Origin of the sequence: Actinomyces sp. oral taxon 175 str. F0384, from assembly GCF_000223355.1 — a bacterium.
Classification (GTDB): domain Bacteria; phylum Actinomycetota; class Actinomycetes; order Actinomycetales; family Actinomycetaceae; genus Actinomyces; species Actinomyces oris.
The window spans coordinates 171,846-189,062 of sequence record NZ_AFUR01000007.1; the positions used below are offsets into that span (position 1 = coordinate 171,846).

15 protein-coding genes and 1 tRNA gene are annotated in these 17,217 nt (G+C 69.6%); 6 read left to right on the forward strand and 10 right to left on the reverse strand.

Going from position 1 to position 17,217, the window contains the following annotated elements; translation table 11 throughout:
* Window positions 1–124: 124 nt before the first annotated feature.
* Window positions 125–1,252 (reverse strand): ABC transporter ATP-binding protein, encoded by a 1,128-nt coding sequence (locus HMPREF9058_RS12265; protein ID WP_003788927.1) that lies wholly within the window; start codon window positions 1,250–1,252, stop codon window positions 125–127.
* 354 nt (window positions 1,253–1,606) lie between these two features.
* On the opposite strand from HMPREF9058_RS12265, the gene HMPREF9058_RS12270 reads away from it, so the two are divergent.
* Window positions 1,607–3,658 carry a serine/threonine-protein kinase gene (locus HMPREF9058_RS12270; protein WP_009407528.1) on the forward strand — a complete coding sequence of 684 codons (2,052 nt, stop codon included), beginning with the start codon at window positions 1,607–1,609 and terminating at the stop codon, window positions 3,656–3,658.
* A gap of 99 nt (window positions 3,659–3,757) precedes the next feature.
* Here the strand turns inward: HMPREF9058_RS12270 and HMPREF9058_RS13915 are convergent, their stop codons facing one another.
* Both HMPREF9058_RS13915 and HMPREF9058_RS12280 read right to left on the reverse strand, forming a co-directional pair.
* Entirely contained in the window at window positions 3,758–4,414 is a 657-nt protein-coding gene (locus HMPREF9058_RS13915) for a hypothetical protein (protein WP_254654161.1), read from the reverse strand.
* Between the two features lie 175 nt (window positions 4,415–4,589).
* Window positions 4,590–5,030, reverse strand: a complete 441-nt coding sequence (locus tag HMPREF9058_RS12280) for a hypothetical protein (protein WP_009407725.1) — start codon at window positions 5,028–5,030, stop codon at window positions 4,590–4,592.
* Window positions 5,031–5,286: 256 nt separating this feature from the next.
* Here HMPREF9058_RS12280 and HMPREF9058_RS12285 point away from each other — a divergent pair, with 256 nt between their 5' ends.
* From HMPREF9058_RS12285 to HMPREF9058_RS12295, 3 genes are all read left to right on the forward strand, one after another.
* Complete coding sequence (locus HMPREF9058_RS12285; protein WP_009407630.1) at window positions 5,287–6,216, forward strand: thioredoxin domain-containing protein; 930 nt, start codon at window positions 5,287–5,289, stop codon at window positions 6,214–6,216.
* Between the two features lie 164 nt (window positions 6,217–6,380).
* Window positions 6,381–6,456 (forward strand) — tRNA-Thr (locus tag HMPREF9058_RS12290).
* Between the two features lie 59 nt (window positions 6,457–6,515).
* A complete protein-coding gene (locus HMPREF9058_RS12295) occupies window positions 6,516–7,766 on the forward strand; it encodes a methyltransferase domain-containing protein (protein ID WP_083816399.1) in 1,251 nt (416 codons plus the stop codon).
* An 8-nt stretch (window positions 7,767–7,774) separates the two neighbouring features.
* Here HMPREF9058_RS12295 and HMPREF9058_RS12300 read toward each other — a convergent pair whose 3' ends face one another.
* The gene (locus tag HMPREF9058_RS12300) at window positions 7,775–9,139 is read right to left on the reverse strand and encodes a PAS domain-containing protein (protein ID WP_009407808.1); all 1,365 of its coding nucleotides are present in this window, start codon (window positions 9,137–9,139) and stop codon (window positions 7,775–7,777) included.
* Window positions 9,140–9,448: 309 nt separating this feature from the next.
* Here HMPREF9058_RS12300 and HMPREF9058_RS12305 point away from each other — a divergent pair, with 309 nt between their 5' ends.
* Both HMPREF9058_RS12305 and HMPREF9058_RS12310 read left to right on the forward strand, forming a co-directional pair.
* Window positions 9,449–10,792 (forward strand): serpin family protein, encoded by a 1,344-nt coding sequence (locus tag HMPREF9058_RS12305; protein ID WP_009407588.1) that lies wholly within the window; start codon window positions 9,449–9,451, stop codon window positions 10,790–10,792.
* A 390-nt stretch (window positions 10,793–11,182) separates the two neighbouring features.
* Window positions 11,183–11,629, forward strand: a complete 447-nt coding sequence (locus HMPREF9058_RS12310; RefSeq protein ID WP_009407693.1) for an N-acetyltransferase — start codon at window positions 11,183–11,185, stop codon at window positions 11,627–11,629.
* A gap of 206 nt (window positions 11,630–11,835) precedes the next feature.
* Here HMPREF9058_RS12310 and HMPREF9058_RS12315 read toward each other — a convergent pair whose 3' ends face one another.
* The 6 genes from HMPREF9058_RS12315 to HMPREF9058_RS12340 all read right to left on the reverse strand — a co-directional run bounded on the left by HMPREF9058_RS12315 (window position 11,836) and on the right by HMPREF9058_RS12340 (window position 17,185).
* Window positions 11,836–12,639 (reverse strand): HAD family hydrolase, encoded by an 804-nt coding sequence (locus HMPREF9058_RS12315; protein ID WP_254654163.1) that lies wholly within the window; start codon window positions 12,637–12,639, stop codon window positions 11,836–11,838.
* A 169-nt stretch (window positions 12,640–12,808) separates the two neighbouring features.
* The gene (locus HMPREF9058_RS12320) at window positions 12,809–13,687 is read right to left on the reverse strand and encodes an HAD family hydrolase (RefSeq protein ID WP_009407522.1); all 879 of its coding nucleotides are present in this window, start codon (window positions 13,685–13,687) and stop codon (window positions 12,809–12,811) included.
* A gap of 82 nt (window positions 13,688–13,769) precedes the next feature.
* Window positions 13,770–14,369 carry a hypothetical protein gene (locus tag HMPREF9058_RS12325; RefSeq protein ID WP_009407466.1) on the reverse strand — a complete coding sequence of 200 codons (600 nt, stop codon included), beginning with the start codon at window positions 14,367–14,369 and terminating at the stop codon, window positions 13,770–13,772.
* Window positions 14,362–15,144 (reverse strand): HAD family hydrolase, encoded by a 783-nt coding sequence (locus HMPREF9058_RS12330; protein WP_009407804.1) that lies wholly within the window; start codon window positions 15,142–15,144, stop codon window positions 14,362–14,364. Before HMPREF9058_RS12330 ends, HMPREF9058_RS12325 begins: the two co-directional genes overlap by 8 nt.
* Before the next feature lie 229 nt (window positions 15,145–15,373).
* A complete protein-coding gene (locus HMPREF9058_RS12335; protein WP_009407764.1) occupies window positions 15,374–16,231 on the reverse strand; it encodes a PTS system mannose/fructose/sorbose family transporter subunit IID in 858 nt (285 codons plus the stop codon).
* A gap of 21 nt (window positions 16,232–16,252) precedes the next feature.
* Window positions 16,253–17,185, reverse strand: a complete 933-nt coding sequence (locus tag HMPREF9058_RS12340) for a PTS mannose/fructose/sorbose transporter subunit IIC (protein WP_009407672.1) — start codon at window positions 17,183–17,185, stop codon at window positions 16,253–16,255.
* Window positions 17,186–17,217 lie beyond the last annotated feature (32 nt).

The window sequence follows — 17,217 nt, forward strand, 5'->3', positions numbered from 1 at the left end:
ACACTTCTGACAGTGCCGGCCGCTGAACCTCCCCGCCGGACGCGTGGGCCACCGGCCCCCGCGGTGAGCGCGGCGACGGCGCCGCCCCCAAGGAAGGGGAACGGCGCCGTCGTGCTCAGCATCCTCAGGCGGGCAGGCGCTTGCCGGTGGAGGCGGAGAAGATGTGCTCCTGACCGGGGCGGATCCGCACGTAGACGGTCTCACCCGGCTCGGGGGCGGTACGCGGAGGCACGCGCACGATGATCTGGCTGGAGTCCTCACCGGAGCCGAGCTTGGCCTCGGACTCCTCGGCGCCGACGAGCTCACCGTAGATGTAGGCGTCGGAGCCCAGCTCCTCCACGAAGGACAGGCGCACCGGGATGGAGTGCTCGTCCTGGGCGGAGACGACGTCGAGCGACTCGGGGCGGAACCCGATGGTCACCTTGCCGCCGTCCTCGGGGGTGATGGCGTCCAGGGTCGCCTTGGACAGCTGGATCTTGGCGGCGCCGACGGTGGCGACGTCCCCCTTGACCGTGAACTGCCCCAGGTTCATGGCCGGCGAGCCGATGAAGCCGGCGACGAAATCGTTGGCGGGGTGGTCGTACATCTCGCGCGGGGTGCCGACCTGCTGGAGCACGCCGTCCTTGAGGACCGCGATGCGGTCACCCATGGTGAGGGCCTCGGTCTGGTCGTGGGTGACGTAGACCGTGGTGACGCCCAGCGAGCGCTGGAGCGAGGCGATCTGGGTGCGGGTCTGCACACGGAGCTTGGCGTCCAGGTTGGACAGCGGCTCGTCCATGAGGAAGACCTTGGGCTTGCGCACGATGGCGCGGCCCATGGCCACACGCTGACGCTGACCACCGGAGAGGGCCTTGGGCTTGCGGTCCAGGTACTCGGTCAGGCCGAGGATCTTGGCGGCCTCGCGCACGCGCTTGTCGATCTCGGCCTTGGGGGTGCCGGCGATCTTGAGGGCGAAGCCCATGTTGTCGTGCACGGTCATGTGCGGGTAGAGCGCGTAGTTCTGGAAGACCATGGCGATGTCACGGTCCTTGGGCTGAACGTCGGTGACGTCGCGGTCACCGATGAGGATGCGACCGGCGTTGACGTCCTCCAGGCCCGCGAGCATGCGCAGGGAGGTGGACTTACCGCAGCCGGAGGGGCCAACGAGTACGAGGAACTCGCCATCGGCGATCTCGAGGTTGAGAGCGTCAACGCTGGGGCGGTCATTGCCCGGGTAGATACGTGTGGCGTTCTCGAAAGTCACAGTTGCCATGAGTGGTGCTATCCCTTCACCGGCAGGTACGTGCCGGACGATCCGTCGTGAAAGGTGCCGATGCGTGTCCGCATTGACACGTGCCGCGATCAGCCGTTCGACCGCGGACGGGCTCATCTTGACACAGGTTTCCCGCTTTGACCAGAGATTCTCAGCAATCAGTCAGCGCGGTCCTCGACGGCGATGGCGGACGGTGGAGACCTCCCCATCCCCGCCGTCGGAATCCGCCCGACCCGATACCGGCAATCCGGCTCCACCACTGGCTTTACTCCCGCGACATGGCCCACAGTCGGGCGAAGAGCCCCACAGGTTCGGGGCGCCCACGAGCGAATCCGGGCCGGTACTGTGGGGGCCATGACGCAGAACTTCGACGCGCACCCGGGCGAGCCGGTCACCCTGAGCAAACTGCGCGCCGGCACCTCAGTGGGGGGATACCGGCTTCTGCGTCGCCTGGGCGCCGGCGGCATGGGCGTGGTGTGGGAGGCCACCGATGAGGGTGGGCGCCATGTGGCCATGAAGATCCTCCACCCGCAGATCGCCGCGGACCCTACGGCTCGGCGCCGCCTGGACCGGGAGGCCAGCGTCCTGGCCCGGGTGAGGGACACGCGCGTGGCGCGCATCCTGGACATCGAGACCGGGGACGGCTCCCAGGGCATCACCTTCGTCATCACCGAGCTCATCGAGGGTCCCACCCTGCAGCACGAGGTGGAGCACGAGGGCGTCTACGACCTGACCACTGACGCCCGCGACCTGGCCGACCTGGCCCACGGACTGGTCGACTCACTGCGCGCGGTGCACGCCGCCGGCGTCATCCACCGCGACCTCAAGCCCTCCAACGTCATGCTCGGCGCGCAGGGGCCGGTTCTCATCGACTTCGGCATCGCCCAGGTGGCCGACGACGTCCGCCTCACGCAGACCGGCCAGGTCACCGGTACGCCGGGGTTCATCCCTCCGGAGATGCTCGACGGCGGGGAGCCGAATGCCGACGTCGACTGGTACGCCTGCGCGGGCGTGCTTCTGTTCACCGTCACCGGTCTGGCACCCTTCGGTTCGGGCGCCTGGCAGGTGGTCTTCCGGCGCGTCTACGCGGGCACCCCGGAGCTGGGGAACCTGGAGGAGGAGTGCCCGGCGCTGGCACGGGCCTTCACTGCGGCGCTCGCCCCTGAGGCGGAGAACCGTCTGACCCCGGACGGCCTGCTGGAGGTGCTCGATGAGATCGCCGAGGGCGGGACCGGGCAGGAGGCGGTCGACCGGCTCCTGGGACCCGAGGACGAGGAGCCGGAGTTCAGCGAGCTGGAGCGGAACACCAGCACCTTCATCCCGGGTTACGGCTCGACCTCGGGGTCACCTCGGGATGCTCGCAGCGCGACCTCGGCCTCCCCGGCCGCTTACGGCAGCCCCGTCTCCGCGCCCTCCGGCGCGGAAGGAGGGTACGGGTACTCGGCGCCGTCGGCCGCGTCCGGCGCTTCCACTCAGCCCCCACCGGCCATCCCGCCGCGCCAGTGGTACCAGAACAGTTCGGCGATGCCCTCACGGGGGGCGCAGTCGATGCAGTACGGCGTGGGCGCTCCTGCACCTGCGGCCGCCTCGGGGGCGTACCCGCGGCCGGCGCCGTCGGGGCAGGTGCCGATGTTCCCCTATTCGGGTCAGCATCCGACGGCGTATCAGCCCGGTTACTCCCAGGCCGTCGCCGGTCCGACGGCTGCGCCTTCGGTGGGAGCGATGGCGGGACCGATGGCAGCTGGCGCCCGGGGGGCGCAGATCAGCCGGGGCAACGCTCCCAGACGTCCCGGGGAGCTGCCCCGGTGGGCGCAGGAGCCGGTACGTCGTCCGCTGGCGATGCTGGCCATGTGGTTCATGCTGGCCTCCATCGGGATCGTCAGGCCGGGCTTGATGGCGATTGTCGGGGCGATTCTGACAGTGGTGGCCGGCGCTGTGGGCCGGGCCCAGGACGCTCGGCGTTGGAACCGGCTTCAGCGGGGCGGCACCTCGCCGTCGGACGACTCCCGCATGTGGGCCATGACCCCGTGGTACCTGGTGCGTTCGGCGATCTCTGTTGGCTTCGCTTTTCTTCTGGCCCTGGGGACCACGGCCATCTTCCTCACGACCACTTACTCGGCGGGTGCAGCGAACGACGACGCACTGATTCTCGGATCGTTACCCCCCAGTAGTCGCATCTACTTCCTCTATTTCGCCGCGGTCTCCTTGTACCTTCTCATCCTGTGGCTGGCACCGTGGGGGGCGGCGACGCGACGCGGTGGGGCGCATCTTCTCAACTCCTTCACCCCCAGCGACAATGTCCGAAGGAACCTGGTCATGGCCATGTTGGGTGTTGGCGCCTTGTTCTGCATCTTGACATTCGCCGGAGCGCTGCCGATTCCGAGCCTGGTCCCCTTCGCGAGCTGAGATGCCGCCTCAGCGGCGAGCGCCATGGCTGCCCGGCGACTTCCACCTCCGGGGCCCGCGGTGGCGCTGGACTCACTGCTGACTCCGGCGAGGGCATGGTCAGCGGAAGAAGGGGAAGCCTCCGAAGCGGAGGGTCTTGCCGCGGTAGGCCCGGATCATTTGGACGGTGCACACCAGCACATGGACCCCGACCATGACCAGCGCCATGATGATCGGGGTGCCCCACGGGATGAAAGGCAGCGATTCATAGAAACTGTGCGCGATGGAGACCAGGGCGATCTGGATCACCAACAGAGCCAGCTCCACCAGCAACAGCGTCAGTCCCCAGCTCGCCGCCAGGCGGCGATTCGTCCGGGCCGGTTCACGCAGGTCCTTCTTGTTCCACAGGCCGACCACGATCATCGCCACCATGGCGAGCAGCACGTCGAGGATCGGCAGAGGCGCCAACAGCCCGAACAGCCCTGCACTCCACGCCTCAGCACCCGACGGAGCAGGCGCCTTCACAGGCACTGGAGCCATCATCGGCGCAGGCACCACCCCAGGGGCCGACGCACCCGGATCCCCAGGCGCAGGAAAGGCGCCGTAGCCCGCCACAGACCGCCTTGCCGGGTCGACCTCCGGGGCCGACTCCAGCATGGTGTAGTAACCACCAGAGGACGCCACGGCCTCAGGCTCCCGCATCTCACTCACGCAATTCCCCCGCTCACTCAATATCAGAGCGGCCGACCCTACCCGAATCAGGCTCATCAGCACCATCGCCCTCAGTCAGCCAGCCACGCAACAAAACCTCACACTTCGAGGCCACCGGGTTTCCCGGGTCTCTCTGAGTACTTGACGTCAACCCACTCTCCCGCACTCTTGCTGCGGCACGTCTTGATGCAGTCGCGCGCCCTTTGCTCCCGCCGCACCCCTCCGGGCCGCTCCTCTGCTTTCAGACCCCGATCTTCATCCAGTCGGGGATCGCGCCGGGGTCACGGGGGAAGACCTCCAGCTCCTTGGCGCAGTCCTCTGCCGTGTAGGGCGGGTCGAGGACCGGCTCGCGGTCATAGTCGAAGTCGGAGATGAGCTTGTAGCCCTCGCTGCTCTTCATGGACAGCGCCGCCCAGGTCCAGGTCCCGCCACGGGGGTGGGCCATGAGCGCCCGCAGGCGCACGGCCTCACGGACCAGCTCAACGGGCATCTCGTTCTCGGCCCACTGGGCACGGCGCAGAATGCCACGGGGCCTGAGCACCCGGCTCGTCACGGCGGCGCGCGTCCCCACCCCCTCGACCTCCACCACGACCTCCCGGGCGTCTAGGGACTGCATCCAACGGCCCCACTCAGTCGACATGTTCTGGAGCAGGACCATCTGCTCCTCCATCTGACCGCCCATAGGCCCATCCATCATGGTCACAATCCCCTCCACCCGGTCACTCTCGAACCGTTCGGTCTGATTTCCCCCGATTCTGCCCGACCCCGACTGCACGCGCCGGGACAACGACGACCGATGCGTCACAATCCGCCACCGGCAGACACCAGGCGTGGTTTCCTCCAGGATCCTCGGGCAGAATGTCGTCACGACAGCCATCACTCGTTGACTTTTCGTCTTCCTGGTCGTCCGCTCGTCACCGCACCACAAGGAGCACCGCGTGTCCAGTAACCAGCCCCGCCAGACCAAGGCCCAGCGCCGTGAGGCCGCGCGCCTCAAGGCCAAGGAGCTGCGCGAGGCCTCAGCCCGCCGCGAGCGCCGCAACAAGATCGCCCGCCGCAGCTTCATCGGGGTCGCAGGCCTGGGAGTGACCGGTGGGCTCGGCTACCTCGCCTACCGCGGCATCGAGGCCAAGAACGGCACCAAGGACAACAAGGCGTCGTCGAAGTTCCCCGCACCGAGCGAGGGCCTGGCCACCGCGAAGGCGAACCAGAGTGGTATCCCCAAGCAGGTCCTCTCCGATGCCTCCTGGACCTACGGTGAGGGCCCCGCCCTCGACACCGTCGCCGCCTCGGCCCCCGTCCTGGACATCTACTTCGACTACTCCTGCTCTCACTGCGCCCAGTTCGAGGGCCTCCACACCCAGGAGATCAACCAGCTCCTGAGCGAGAAGAAGATCACCCTGGCCCTCCACCCCTGCAAGCTCCTCGAGCAGGAGTGGACCAGCGTCGTCATGAACGCGATGGGCGTGGTCCTCGATGAGGCCCCGGCCCAGTCCCTGAGCTTCCACAACGCCGCCTTCGAGATCTTCTCCCAGTTCTTGCAGACCAAGAACCAGAGCAACATGACGGTGGAGGGCCTGGTAGCCGCCGCCACCAAGGTGAACGTCCCCAAGGAGGTCTCCGGCAAGTTCAAGGCGGCCGTCGACTCCGACAAGTACGGCAAGTGGGTCACGCTCGGCGATGAGGCCTTCAAGGCCCGGAAGCTGGAGGGCACCCCCACCGTCTTCTTCAAGGGCGAGAAGGTCGACCTGAACAAGCTTCAGACTCGGACCTCCCTGACCGAGCTCGTCGCCGCCGCCACCCCGACGGCGCAGCCCAGCCAGCAGGCGTCTCAGCAGCCCAGCCCGCAGCCGACTCAGCAGGGCTGACCGGGGCCCATCGCGCCTGCCCGGGGCGGCGTCCAGCACAGGCTCCTCCCAGCACTCACAGGCCCGGGCGGCGACGGGCGCAGTACCGTCTCCCCTGGTTTCCCGCCGTGGGGCGGTCTGTGTCAGACTGTCCCACGCACCTGCGGCCGCCTGGCCGGCCGCGCGCCGCTTTAGCTCAGTTGGTAGAGCAGCTGTCTTGTAAACAGCAGGTCGTCGGTTCGAGTCCGACAAGCGGCTCCATTCATCGCCCGCAGCCGTCCGGGGCCCGGTCACTCCTGTCGCAGCCCCACGGCCCGGCCATGAGCGCACCACCGGGAGGGGACATGTCGGTGACCGCAGCAGACGCGGCGTCCTGTGCCCTCCACGACGCCGGCACCTGCCGATCCTGCCCCCACCTGTCCCTGCCGATGCCCGACCAGCTGGCCGCCAAGCAGTCACGCGTCGCCGCCCTCCTGGCCGAGCACATCCCGGCCGAGCTGTGGCAGGCACCGGCCGCGAGCGCCCCCACCGGCTTCCGCAACAAGGCGAAGATGGCGGTGGCCGGGACCGCCGCCCGCCCCACCCTGGGAATCCTCGACGGCGCCGGGTGCGGCGTCGACCTGCGCACCTGCCCGCTGCACGTGCCGGCCATCGAGGTGGCCCTGCCGGTGCTGGCCGACCTCATCACCGAGCTGGGCCTGCGCCCCTACGACGTGCCCGCGCGCCGCGGCGAGCTCAAGTACGTCCTGGTGACCGCCTCCCCCGACGACGACCTCATGGTGCGCTTCGTCCTGCGCTCCCGCCGCTACCTGGAGCGGCTGCGCGCCGCCCTGGCGGACCTGCACCGGCGCCTGCCTCAGCTGGCGGTGGCCGCAGTCAACATCCAGAGCGTCCACCAGGCCGTCATCGAGGGACCCGAGGAGATCGTCCTGACCGAGGAGGACCGCCTCCTCATGCGCCTGAGCCTGCCGTCCCCGGAGCTCGGTGGCCGGGCCGGCCGGCGCACCGACGACGTCGAGCTGCCCCTCTACCTACCCACCCGTTCCTTCTTCCAGACCAACACGGCCGTGGCCGAGGCGCTCTACGCCACCGCCCGCGACTGGGCCCAGGAGGCCGAGCCGGCCCGGGTGTGGGACCTGTTCTGCGGCGTCGGCGGCTTCGCCCTGGCCCTGGCGGCGCCAGGCCGGCAGGTGCTGGGGGTGGAGGTCTCGGCGCCGGCCATTGACGGGGCGCGCGCGGCGGCCGACCTCATGGGGCTGGACCCGGCCCTGGTGCGTTTCGAGGCCGGTGACGCCCACGTCCTGGACCCGGCCGCCGGGGATCGCGCCGCCGGGGCGCGGCGCCCGGACCTGCTCGTGGTCAACCCGCCCCGGCGCGGGATCGGGGAGCAGCTGGCCACTCGGATCGAGGCCTCCGGCGTGGAGCGGGTGCTCTACTCCTCCTGCAACCCGCGCACGCTGGCGACGGACCTGGCGCACCTGCCCTCGATGCGGGTGGTGCGCTCGCGCCTGTTCGACATGTTCCCGCACACCGATCACGCCGAGGTACTCGTGGAGCTGGTGCGGGACTGAACCCGCGGCTAGCCGAGCTCGGCCAGGGCGGCGCGAACGTCGGCCAGGGCGCTGTTGATGGCCTCGGCCTCAAAGGGGACCTCGAGGTCGCGCAGGCGCACGGCCAGGTCGGCCAGGTCCCGGGCCTCGCCGAAGCCCTGCTCGGCCAGGGTACGGGCGGTGGTCACGGAGTCGGCCTGCCCGGCGCCGGCGGCTGCGGCCGCCTCGAGAACCTCCAGGATCGGGCCCTGGATGACGCCGAGATCCTCGGCCACAACATCCAGCTCGCCACCCACCAGCTCGCGGCGCGCGTCGAGCAGGCCGACGCGCTGGGTCAGGTTGTCGGCGCCGTCGCTCAGCGCCGAGCACAGCTCGGTGAGGCTGCCGACGGCGTCGTTGGCGTCAACCTCGTCCTGGCCCTGGAGGATCTGCAGGGCGAAGAGCCCAGCGGCCAGGTTGTGCAGGCGAGCCAGGGCGATGCGGAAGCTCACCGAGTCCAGGTCGCCACGCAGCGCCTCGATCTGGCTGCTCAGCGGGTGGAGCTGCTCGGAGCACTCCAGGACCAGGGCGTCGACCTGCTGGCAGCGCGCGGCGACGTCGTCGGCCTGCTCTCCGTGGCCCAGGACCTCGACGTCGGTGCCGACGGCGCGCATGGCCTCGCGCAGGGTGCCCAGGCGGGTCGAGAGGGCCTCGATCTCGCCGGCCCTCTCGCCCAGGAGGTCGGCGAGCCGCTGCCCCTCCTGGAGGATGCCGACCAGCCCGGCGGTCTCGGCCTCGATCCGGCCCATGGCCCCCAGGATGCGGGCCACGGGGCCTTCGGTCTGTGGGCTGTCGGGGATGCCGACGCCGTGGGCCAGCAGCTCACCGACCTCGGCGACCAGCACCCTGCGGGTGAAGTCGATGGCGTCGGCGTAGCCCAGGGCCTGCAGCTCGGCCTGGAGGGCGGCCTGCCCGGCGGCGGCCACCTCCCGGCGGGTGGAGCCGGCCGCGGCGGAGGCCTCCTCGACGTCGCGGACCCGAGCGTAGGCGGCCTCGATGTCGTCACGCAGGTCGGTGAGCATCGGCAGGGTGCGCACCGACAGGTAGCCGGAGCCGGAGGGCACGATCGTGGCGAAGACCCGGTAGTGGCCGTCGTCGGAGGAGCGGTTGGTGATGTAGGCGCTGGCGGCCCGGCCCTCCTCGATGGCGTCCCAGATGGAGCGGAACAGGCCGGCGGGCATGTCCGCGTGCCGCACCACGTTGTGGGCCCGCCCCACCAGGGCGCCGCGCGGGTAGCCGGACAGGCGCATGAAGGTGGAGTTGGCGCGGCGGATGCGCCCGTGGGAGTCCGTGGTGGAGAAGAAGAGCTCGTCGGCGGCGAAGACGTGCTCGACGTGAGCGGCGGACTCGACCATGAGTGACCTTCCTGGGGCGGCGCAGGCGCGCGGCGTCGGAGCTGCGGGGCCTGCGGGGCGTTGTGGGACCTTGGTCGGAAGCCTACTCTTGAGCGGCCTTCGAGGCGGCTGATCCCGCAGGGAGAACGCGTCACCGTGGTCACGGCGCGATGGGGCCGTTTTCTGCCGATCGAGTGGTCACGGGCGCAAGCTGCTGCGGCCCACCCGCCACCGGCCCGGGGATGATTCCCCATGGTGTGAGCGCGCCAAGGCGCTGACAGGGCCGGGCGGGCTCCCTAACCTGGCGCCATGACCCCGAGTGATCCTCTGATGAGCCTGTCCGCCTCCGAGCACTGCGGCTTGGCCCGTCGTCAGGTGCTGGCACTGGGCGCCCTGGTTCCCGCAGCAGTGGCGCTGCTGGGCGGCTGCTCCCTGGCCTCAGGCACGCAGCTGACCTCCAAGGTCGCCCACGAGAAGGTCAGTCTCTCCGACGTCGCCTCCCAGGTGACCAAGGCCGCCACCGCCTGCGAACAGCTCGGGAGCAAGCTCCTGACCCACTACCTCAAGGAGGACTCGGCCGCGACGGCGTTGGCCTCCCCTCTCAGTCTCGCCTTCGTCCTGGCGATCCTGGCCGACGGCGCCACGGACGCTGCGGCCCAGGGCTATGACGCGCTCCTGGGGCTCTCGGGTGAAGACCGCGACCGGGCCTGGTCGGCCATCCAGAACTCCCTGAACCGCTACGACAGTGATCTCAAGGGCTTCGACCCGGACAAGGCCCCCGACAAGCCGCTCGTTCACCTGGCCAACCACGCCCTCATCTCCGACGACAAGAAGTTCAAGGTCAAGCAGACCTACCTCGATGCGGTGCTGCGCTGGTTCTCCACTGAGATCGAGCAGGTCGGCGTGAGCTCCATGAAGGAGAACCTCAATGCCTGGGCCTCACGCAACACGGCCGGCCTCATCCCGGAAAGCGGCATAGATGTCACCCAGGACACCCGCCTGGTGGTGCAGAACGCGCTGCTCTTCGCGGCCCAGTGGGAATCCCCCTTCGAGGCCGGGAGCACTTCGCAGAAGAACTTCACGCTCGCCGGGGGCAAGACCGTCAAGGCCGACCTCATGCACGACACGCGCTCCATCCCCCACGCCACCGGGAAGGGCTGGGCGGCAGTGCGCCTGGCCTACGCCGGCGGGGAGGACGGCAGGGACTCCGACCTCGCTCTCGACGTCGTCCTGCCCGACGCCGGAACCCTGCCGAGTGCCATGGATGCCGGCACATGGGCCGAGGCATCCAAGGCCCTGGACAAGGTGCGCCCCCGAGAGGTGGAGCTGGCACTGCCCAAGCTGGACCTCACCTCCGAGCCCAAGGAGCTCCTCGACTTCCTCAAGGAGCAGGGACTCAAGCCCGAGGGCCTGGACAAGATCGCGCCCGAGCTGGCACTGACCCAGGTGGTCCAGCAGATACGCCTCATCCTGGATGAGGAGGGCACCGTCGCAGCCGCTTTGAGCGAGGGCCAGGCAGCGGCGATGGCGGCGCCGGCGGAGCAGACCAAGCCAGTCGAGTTCACGGTGGACCACCCCTACGTGCTGCGACTGCGGGACCTGACCAGCGGCACCGCTCTGCTCGAGGCCGCCATCATGGATCCCACCGTCAAGGAGATCAGCGGCTCGGCCTGACCGGGCCTGCTGGCGGCCGGCCGGGGCACCCTCGGACCGTGGCTCCGCAAACCAAGGTGGCCCGTCGGCCAAGGCTCCCCACGAGCCCAGGCGCCCCAGCGCAACCATTCCAACAGCCGAGGTGCCCTATCGGTCAGGGAACTCCACCCTGCCAGCCCTTGCCCTGTCGCTCAGGCTCCCCCGGCCGAGCCACCCCATGAGCCCAGGTTCTCCACAAACCCAGGCGCCCCACCTCACCGGCCGAGACTCTCCGCTAGATTCTTCCGGTCGGTGGGGCATCTCGCCGCTCGGAGCGCTCCCAGACGGTAGGCTCCAGGGCTGACAGGAAGCCGTCGCGGGACCAACCCGTCTCGGCCCGCCGCCTCTTTTGAACCAGCAGGAGAACTCCTCATGACCGTTGAGCTCGTCACCACCTCCAGCCCGGAGATCGTCGAGGCCATGGAGCGCCTCATCCCGCAGCTCTCCCGCAGCGCCCCGGCGCTGACCGCCGAGCAGTGCGAGGCCCTCATCGCTCAGGAGGGGGTTTTCCTCTTCGTCTTCCGGCCTGAGGCCGAGGCCGGCCAGAACGCACCGATCCTGGGCATGCTCACCCTGGCGACCTTCACGATCCCCACGGGCCTGCGCGCCTGGGTGGAGGACGTCGTCGTCGACGGTGAGACCCGCGGCCAGGGCGCCGGGCAGGCCCTCGTGGAGGCCGCCGTCGAGCACGCCGGGAAGCTGGGCGCGCGCACCGTGGACCTCACCTCCCGCCCCACGCGCGAGGCCGCCAACCGCCTCTACCGCCGCGCCGGCTTCGAGCTGCGGGAGACCAACGTCTACCGCTACGCCCAGGCCTGAGCGGGCGCGCCCCGCGGCCCCTCGGCGGCCGTCTCCTCACCGCGGGCTGGCAACACCGCCGCTGGCACCAACCACCGCCATCACTTCGACCGAATCTTCAAAATGGACCCGGAGCCGCGTCGATTCTGAAGATTCGGTCGAAGTGTGTGCACCCAAGGCGGTCGGAAGGCACGGGCGCAGCGAGCGGGCCCAGCCTCCACGCGCCCTCAGGCCAGCAGGGCGTCGACGAAGGCGGCCACGCTTGGGGTGGTGCGCCCGCCGGCGGCCTCGACGACCTCGCCCGGGGCACCGGCCATCGCGCAGGGGATGTCGGCCTGCTCGAACATCGAGATGTCATTCCAGGAGTCGCCCACGGCGGCCACCTCACTGACCTCCATGCCCTGGTCGGCCAGCAGCTCGGCGAGCCGGCCCAGGCCCATCCCCTTGGACTCGCCTGCGGCCGTGACGTCCACGAAGCCGGTCGAGCGGGTGCAACTGATGCCTTCCACCGTCTCCTCCAGGCCGCTGGCCAGCGCCGCGGCGGCCCGAACATCGGGGATGTGCAACGGCATGGAGGTCACTCCCAGGCCCGCAACCTGCGACAGGGGCGCCGCGGTGAAGCGGTCCGGCGGCGTGCGCTGGTCGGTGGACAGGCCGATCGGGTCGTCCAGCACGTAGTCGCGCTCGAGGGTTGAGGCGAACACGGAGACGGGGGCCTGGGTGACATCGCCGATTGCCCGCACGACCGCCCGCACCTGTTCGGCCTCAAGCGTCCGGGTGCGGTGGACCCGACCTGCGGCGTCGATGACGGTCGTGCCCGTGGCGCACACGGCGTAGTCGTAGTCCAGGCCGATGGACGTCGAGGCCCGGGCCACCTCGACGGCGTGCTGCACCAGCCGCACCGAGCGCCCCGTGGCCAGCACGAGGAGATTGCCGGCGGCCCGCCAGCGCACGAGGGCCTCGGCGTCGGCCTGCCTGACGGCGCGGTGGAAGACGAGGGTGCCGTCGAGATCCGTGGCGAGCAAACGCATGCCGGCGAGCATAGCCCGCACTCCCCGCTTCCGCTCCGCTCCCGCCGCGCGCCGCGACACCCCAGCCCACCGGCGCATCAACGCCGCAACGCCGCAACACTTCGACCGAATCTTCAAAACAGACCCGGAGCCGCGTCGATTCTGAAGTTTCTGTCGAAGTGTGTGGGGACTAGAAAGCCGGTCGCCCCATGAGGGAGTCGATGAGGTCAGCGAGGCTGGAGACCGTGCCGTCGCACTGGGCCACCACCTCCGGCGGCGACCAGGGCAGGGCGTAGGAGTGGTCGGCAGCGGCATGCATGGAGATGTCATTCCAGGAGTCCCCGATGGACCAGGTCTCTACCGGCTCCGCCGTCCACGGACCGACGTCGAGCCCCGCCGAGCCGCCGACCGGCGCCTCCCCGGACGCACCCTCCCCGGTCCTGCCGTCCGTCTCCCCGGCGGGCGGCTCGACCAGGCTCGCCACCAGCCGCCTGAGGCCCTCCCCCTTGGAGGCCGAGGCGGGCACGACGTCGATGAAGTCCTGGTTGCGGAAGCCCGCCGCCTGCCCCTCCCAGCGCCGGTGCAGGTAGGTCTCGGTGCGTGCGGCCATCTCCGGGTCGGTGAAGCGCATCGGCACCCCGATGACCTCGCGCCCGTCGAGCTCGCGCCGGGTGGCCGGCCGGAACAGGGTCAGCAGCTCGGAGCCGGAGCCGATCGTGTCGTAGATGAGCAGGTCCTCGTCCAGCCCAGTGGTGAAGACGGTGACGCCCGGCGCCCCTTCGACGAAGTCGAGGATGTCCTCGACGACGCCGGCCGGCAGCGCCGTGGAGCACTGCACCCGGATGTCCTCATCCACGATGGCGGCCCCCGTGTAGAGGATGGCGTTGTCGAACTCCAGGCCCATGGGCACCACGACGTGCTCCAGCGCCGAGACCGACCGGCCGGTGTTGATGACCAGGAGGTTGCCGGCCGCCCGCCACCGGGCCATGGCCTCGCGGTCACGCAGCGAGATCGTCCCGTTGAAGACGATGGTGCCGTCCAGGTCGGTGGAGATGAGCCTGCGTGGCATGGGAGTCCTTTCCGTTCCGGTCCTGCCGGTCTCCAGCCGCCTCAGAGCGGCCTGCGGGCGACCCTCGAGCCGCCCAGAATCGCTAGGAGCCGTCAGCAGCCTTATTCTCCTCATTCTTCGCCGCAGCGTCAGCGGACTCGTCAGACTCGTGACCCGTTCCCTCCCGGCGAGCCTTCTTCTCGGCCTTGCGGGCCTTCTTGGCCTGCTTCTTGTCCTCGCGCTCCAGGCGCTCGTGGGCCCACTGGGCGTAGCCCTGCAGGAGGCTGCGCGAGTCGGGGGTGAGGATCTTGTTGTCCTCGAGCAGCCCCTCGGCGCGCAGGGTCATGAACCGCAGGTACTCGGGGTTTCGGGTGAGCCCCCACTGGCGCTTGGCCTCCTCCAGGTCGGAGACGTCGCGGCGCACCTGCCGCTCGATCATGGCGCGTCCGCCCATGAGGAAGATGGCCACGAGCAGGGCCAGGATCGAGCCGATGCCCCGGGTGAAGGGGTAGAGGACGCAGGCGATGACCATGAGCCAGGTGACGTACCTGCCCATGGAGTGGGTGTAGCCGCGCCAGCGGCCGTCCTCCCCGGTGGCCCAGGCGCGCAGCTTGGCGCGCCCGTCGGGATCCCCGCCGTTGAACCAGTCGCGCACCCGGGCGCCCAGGGTCCGTGCGCCGTCGGTCTTGCTGTTCTCACTCATGCCGGTCGCCTTCCAGGATCGTGGTGATGAGCTCGGCCATGGAGCCCACGGTGGTCTCGCACGCGGCCGTCACCTCCGGCGGGGACCAGGGCAGGGCGACGGCGTGGTCGGCGACGGCGTGCATGTCCAGGTCGTTCCAGGAGTCGCCGATGGTCCAGACTTCGACATCCTGTCCCGCCAGGGGCCCGTCCAGGAGGGCGCGCAGGCCCGCGCCCTTGGTGGCGCCGGCGGGCACGAGGTCGAGGAACTCCTGGTTGCGGTGGCAGTCCAGGACGCCCTCCCAGCGCCGGGTGAGGTCGTGGTGGAGGCGCTCGCGCAGGGCGTCGTCGGTGACGCGCAGGGGCACGCCGATGAAGCGGTGGGCGTCCATCTCCTCCAGGCTCAGGTGCTCGAAGACCGCGAGGATGGAGGAGATCTCCTCGTTGTTGTCGGCCAGGATGTAGTCGGTCTCGATGGTGGTGGCGTAGGTGGTCACCCCCGGCAGGTCAACGGTGCGGGTCGCCACGTCGCGGGCGACGCCGTCGGGCAGGTAGCGGGCCGAGAGGACCTGATAGCCGCCGTCGATGAGGACCGCCCCGGTGAAGACGACGCCGTAGTCGAAGTCGACGCCCAGGGGCGCCAGGACGTCGCGGGTGGCGAAGGAGGACTTGCCGGTGTCCACGGCCAGGAGGTTGCCGGCGGCCCGCCAGCGGGCCATGGCCTCACGGTCGGCAGGTGAGACGGAGCGGTCGAAGACGATGGTGGCGTCCAGGTCGGTGACGAGGAGTCGGGTCACGCGGGTTCCTTGCTTGAGGGGGCGGAGGACGGGGACGACGTCGGAGCGGAACGGGGCGGGAGGAGGAGAGCCGGGAGAAGGCGTCGGACGGCCCCGGTGGAGCACTGATGGCGCGCCGGGAGAGCCGGCGCCGGCCCCGCGCATTCTACCGAACACACGGAACGGGGAGAGGGCTGGAAGCAAGTCCTACGCCCCCTCCCCGCTCAGAGACGGGATGCGGATGCCGTCGTCAGACTCCCAGGAAGCCGGTCCAGCGCCCCAGGATGCCGAAGGCGAACATGCCCAGGATGATCCACAGGGCGTTGACCTTCTTATTGAGCAGCCACATGCACAGGAAGGTCAGGCCCAGCGCCGCCAGGCCGGGCAGCAGCTGGTCGAGGATGCTCTGAACGGTCGTCACCTTGACGATCTGGGTGTCGGGGTCGGCGACCTTGGAGACCACGGTCGGGAACTTGATGGTGGTCCACTTGGAGACCAGGGCGCCCATGACGAACAGACCCATGATGGCGGCCATCTGGGTGATCTTCTTGAGCTGCCCACCGCCGACCTCGGTGACCATCTCGGTCCCGCGCTCGTAGCCGAACTTCAGGCCGTACCAGCGGGTGAGCACACGCAGGAGGTTGATGCCGACGAAGAACAGCAGCGGGCCCACGATCGAGCCGTTGAGGGCCAGGGAGGCGCCCAGCGCCGCCAGGACGGGGCGAGCGGTCCCCCAGAAGATGGGGTCGCCGACGCCGGCCAGCGGCCCCATGAGGCCGACCTTGACCGAGGTGATGGTCTCCTCGGAGATCTCCTCGCCCTTGGCCTTCTGCTCCTCCATGGCGGCGGTGACGCCGAAGACGACCGAGGAGACCCAGGGATGGGTGTTGTAGAACTCCAGGTGCCGCTTGAGAGCGGCGGCCTGGGCGCTCTTGTCGTCGCGGTAGAACTTCCGGATGGCGGGCATGAGCGTGTAGCAGAAGCCCATGGCCTGCATGCGCTCGAAGTTGAAGGAGCCGAGCAGGAAGGTGGAGCGCCAGTACATCCGGCGCAGGTCACGAGTGGTGAGCATCTTCTCCGAGGTGGCCGGAGCGGTTTCAGTAGTCATAACAGTCTTCCTTCTTCCAGCTCAGTCGAGCTCGTCGTCGAGGTCGTCATCCAGGTCGCTGCTGGAGCCGCCGCTGGCCGCGGGGGAGGCGGCGGCGGGCAGACGCACGGAGTCGTGGAACTCGGGGTTGAGCTGGACGTAGATGACGGCCAGGCAGGCCCCCAGAATGCCCAGCGCCACAAGGGTGGCGCCGTTGGGAGCGAGGTCGATGACCCACTTGTCGATACCCTTGCTGTGGTCGCTGACCGAGGCCGAGCCGCCCACGGTGGTGGCGAAGGTGGCGAAGATGAAGCCCAGGAAGAAGAAGGGCATGAGCTTGCGCGCCTTCATCATGTTGATGACCATGGCGTAACCGACGACGACGATGAAGCCTCCGGCGATGCCCAGGCCCTCGGTGATGACCTTCGGAATGGCGTCGAGGGCGTGCTTGACCGTGTCGCCCGAGGCCAGTGCGGCAACCACTGCGGTCGGGATGGCCACACGCAGTCCCTGCAGACCCAGGGTCGTGAAGTGCATGATGGCGATACCCCGGTAGTTGGCCTGCTCGGCGAAGCGGTCGGCCTGGTGGGCGAAGAAGATGGCGATCGTTCGCACGAAGATCGTCAGGGCCTGGCCGGCGACGGCCAGCGGGACGGCCACACCGATGGCGGCCGCGATGGCGCCCTTGGTGGAGGAGGCGTCACCGACCGAGGCCACGGCGATGATGGTGGAGACGGTGGACGCCAGGGCGGAGTCGGGAGCCATGGCGGCACCGACGTTCATCCAGCCCAGGGCGAGCAGCTCCAGGGAGCCACCGACCATGATGCCGACGGCGGGGTTGCCCAGGGCGATACCGGTCAGGGTGCAGGCGACGAGCGGGCGGTGGAACTGCCGCTCGTCCAGGACGCTGGCCATACCCGCGACGAACGCCACGAGCGTGACCAGAATGATCTGGATCAGATTGATGTCATGCACGGTATGTCTCTCTCATGTGAGGGTTGACAGCA

Excerpts from the sequence above, each read along its gene's own strand:
- HMPREF9058_RS12265 (WP_003788927.1), bottom strand. The coding sequence starts at position 1,252 with ATGGCAACTGTGACTTTCGAGAACGCCACACGTATCTACCCGGGCAAT.
- HMPREF9058_RS12270 (WP_009407528.1), top strand. The coding sequence starts at position 1,607 with ATGACGCAGAACTTCGACGCGCACCCGGGCGAGCCGGTCACCCTGAGC.
- HMPREF9058_RS13915 (WP_254654161.1), bottom strand. The coding sequence starts at position 4,414 with ATGGTGCTGATGAGCCTGATTCGGGTAGGGTCGGCCGCTCTGATATTG.
- HMPREF9058_RS12280 (WP_009407725.1), bottom strand. The coding sequence starts at position 5,030 with ATGGGCGGTCAGATGGAGGAGCAGATGGTCCTGCTCCAGAACATGTCG.
- HMPREF9058_RS12295 (WP_083816399.1), top strand. The coding sequence starts at position 6,516 with ATGAGCGCACCACCGGGAGGGGACATGTCGGTGACCGCAGCAGACGCG.
- HMPREF9058_RS12300 (WP_009407808.1), bottom strand. The coding sequence starts at position 9,139 with ATGGTCGAGTCCGCCGCTCACGTCGAGCACGTCTTCGCCGCCGACGAG.
- HMPREF9058_RS12305 (WP_009407588.1), top strand. The coding sequence starts at position 9,449 with ATGAGCCTGTCCGCCTCCGAGCACTGCGGCTTGGCCCGTCGTCAGGTG.
- HMPREF9058_RS12310 (WP_009407693.1), top strand. The coding sequence starts at position 11,183 with ATGACCGTTGAGCTCGTCACCACCTCCAGCCCGGAGATCGTCGAGGCC.
- HMPREF9058_RS12315 (WP_254654163.1), bottom strand. The coding sequence starts at position 12,639 with ATGCGTTTGCTCGCCACGGATCTCGACGGCACCCTCGTCTTCCACCGC.
- HMPREF9058_RS12320 (WP_009407522.1), bottom strand. The coding sequence starts at position 13,687 with ATGCCACGCAGGCTCATCTCCACCGACCTGGACGGCACCATCGTCTTC.
- HMPREF9058_RS12325 (WP_009407466.1), bottom strand. The coding sequence starts at position 14,369 with ATGAGTGAGAACAGCAAGACCGACGGCGCACGGACCCTGGGCGCCCGG.
- HMPREF9058_RS12335 (WP_009407764.1), bottom strand. The coding sequence starts at position 16,231 with ATGACTACTGAAACCGCTCCGGCCACCTCGGAGAAGATGCTCACCACT.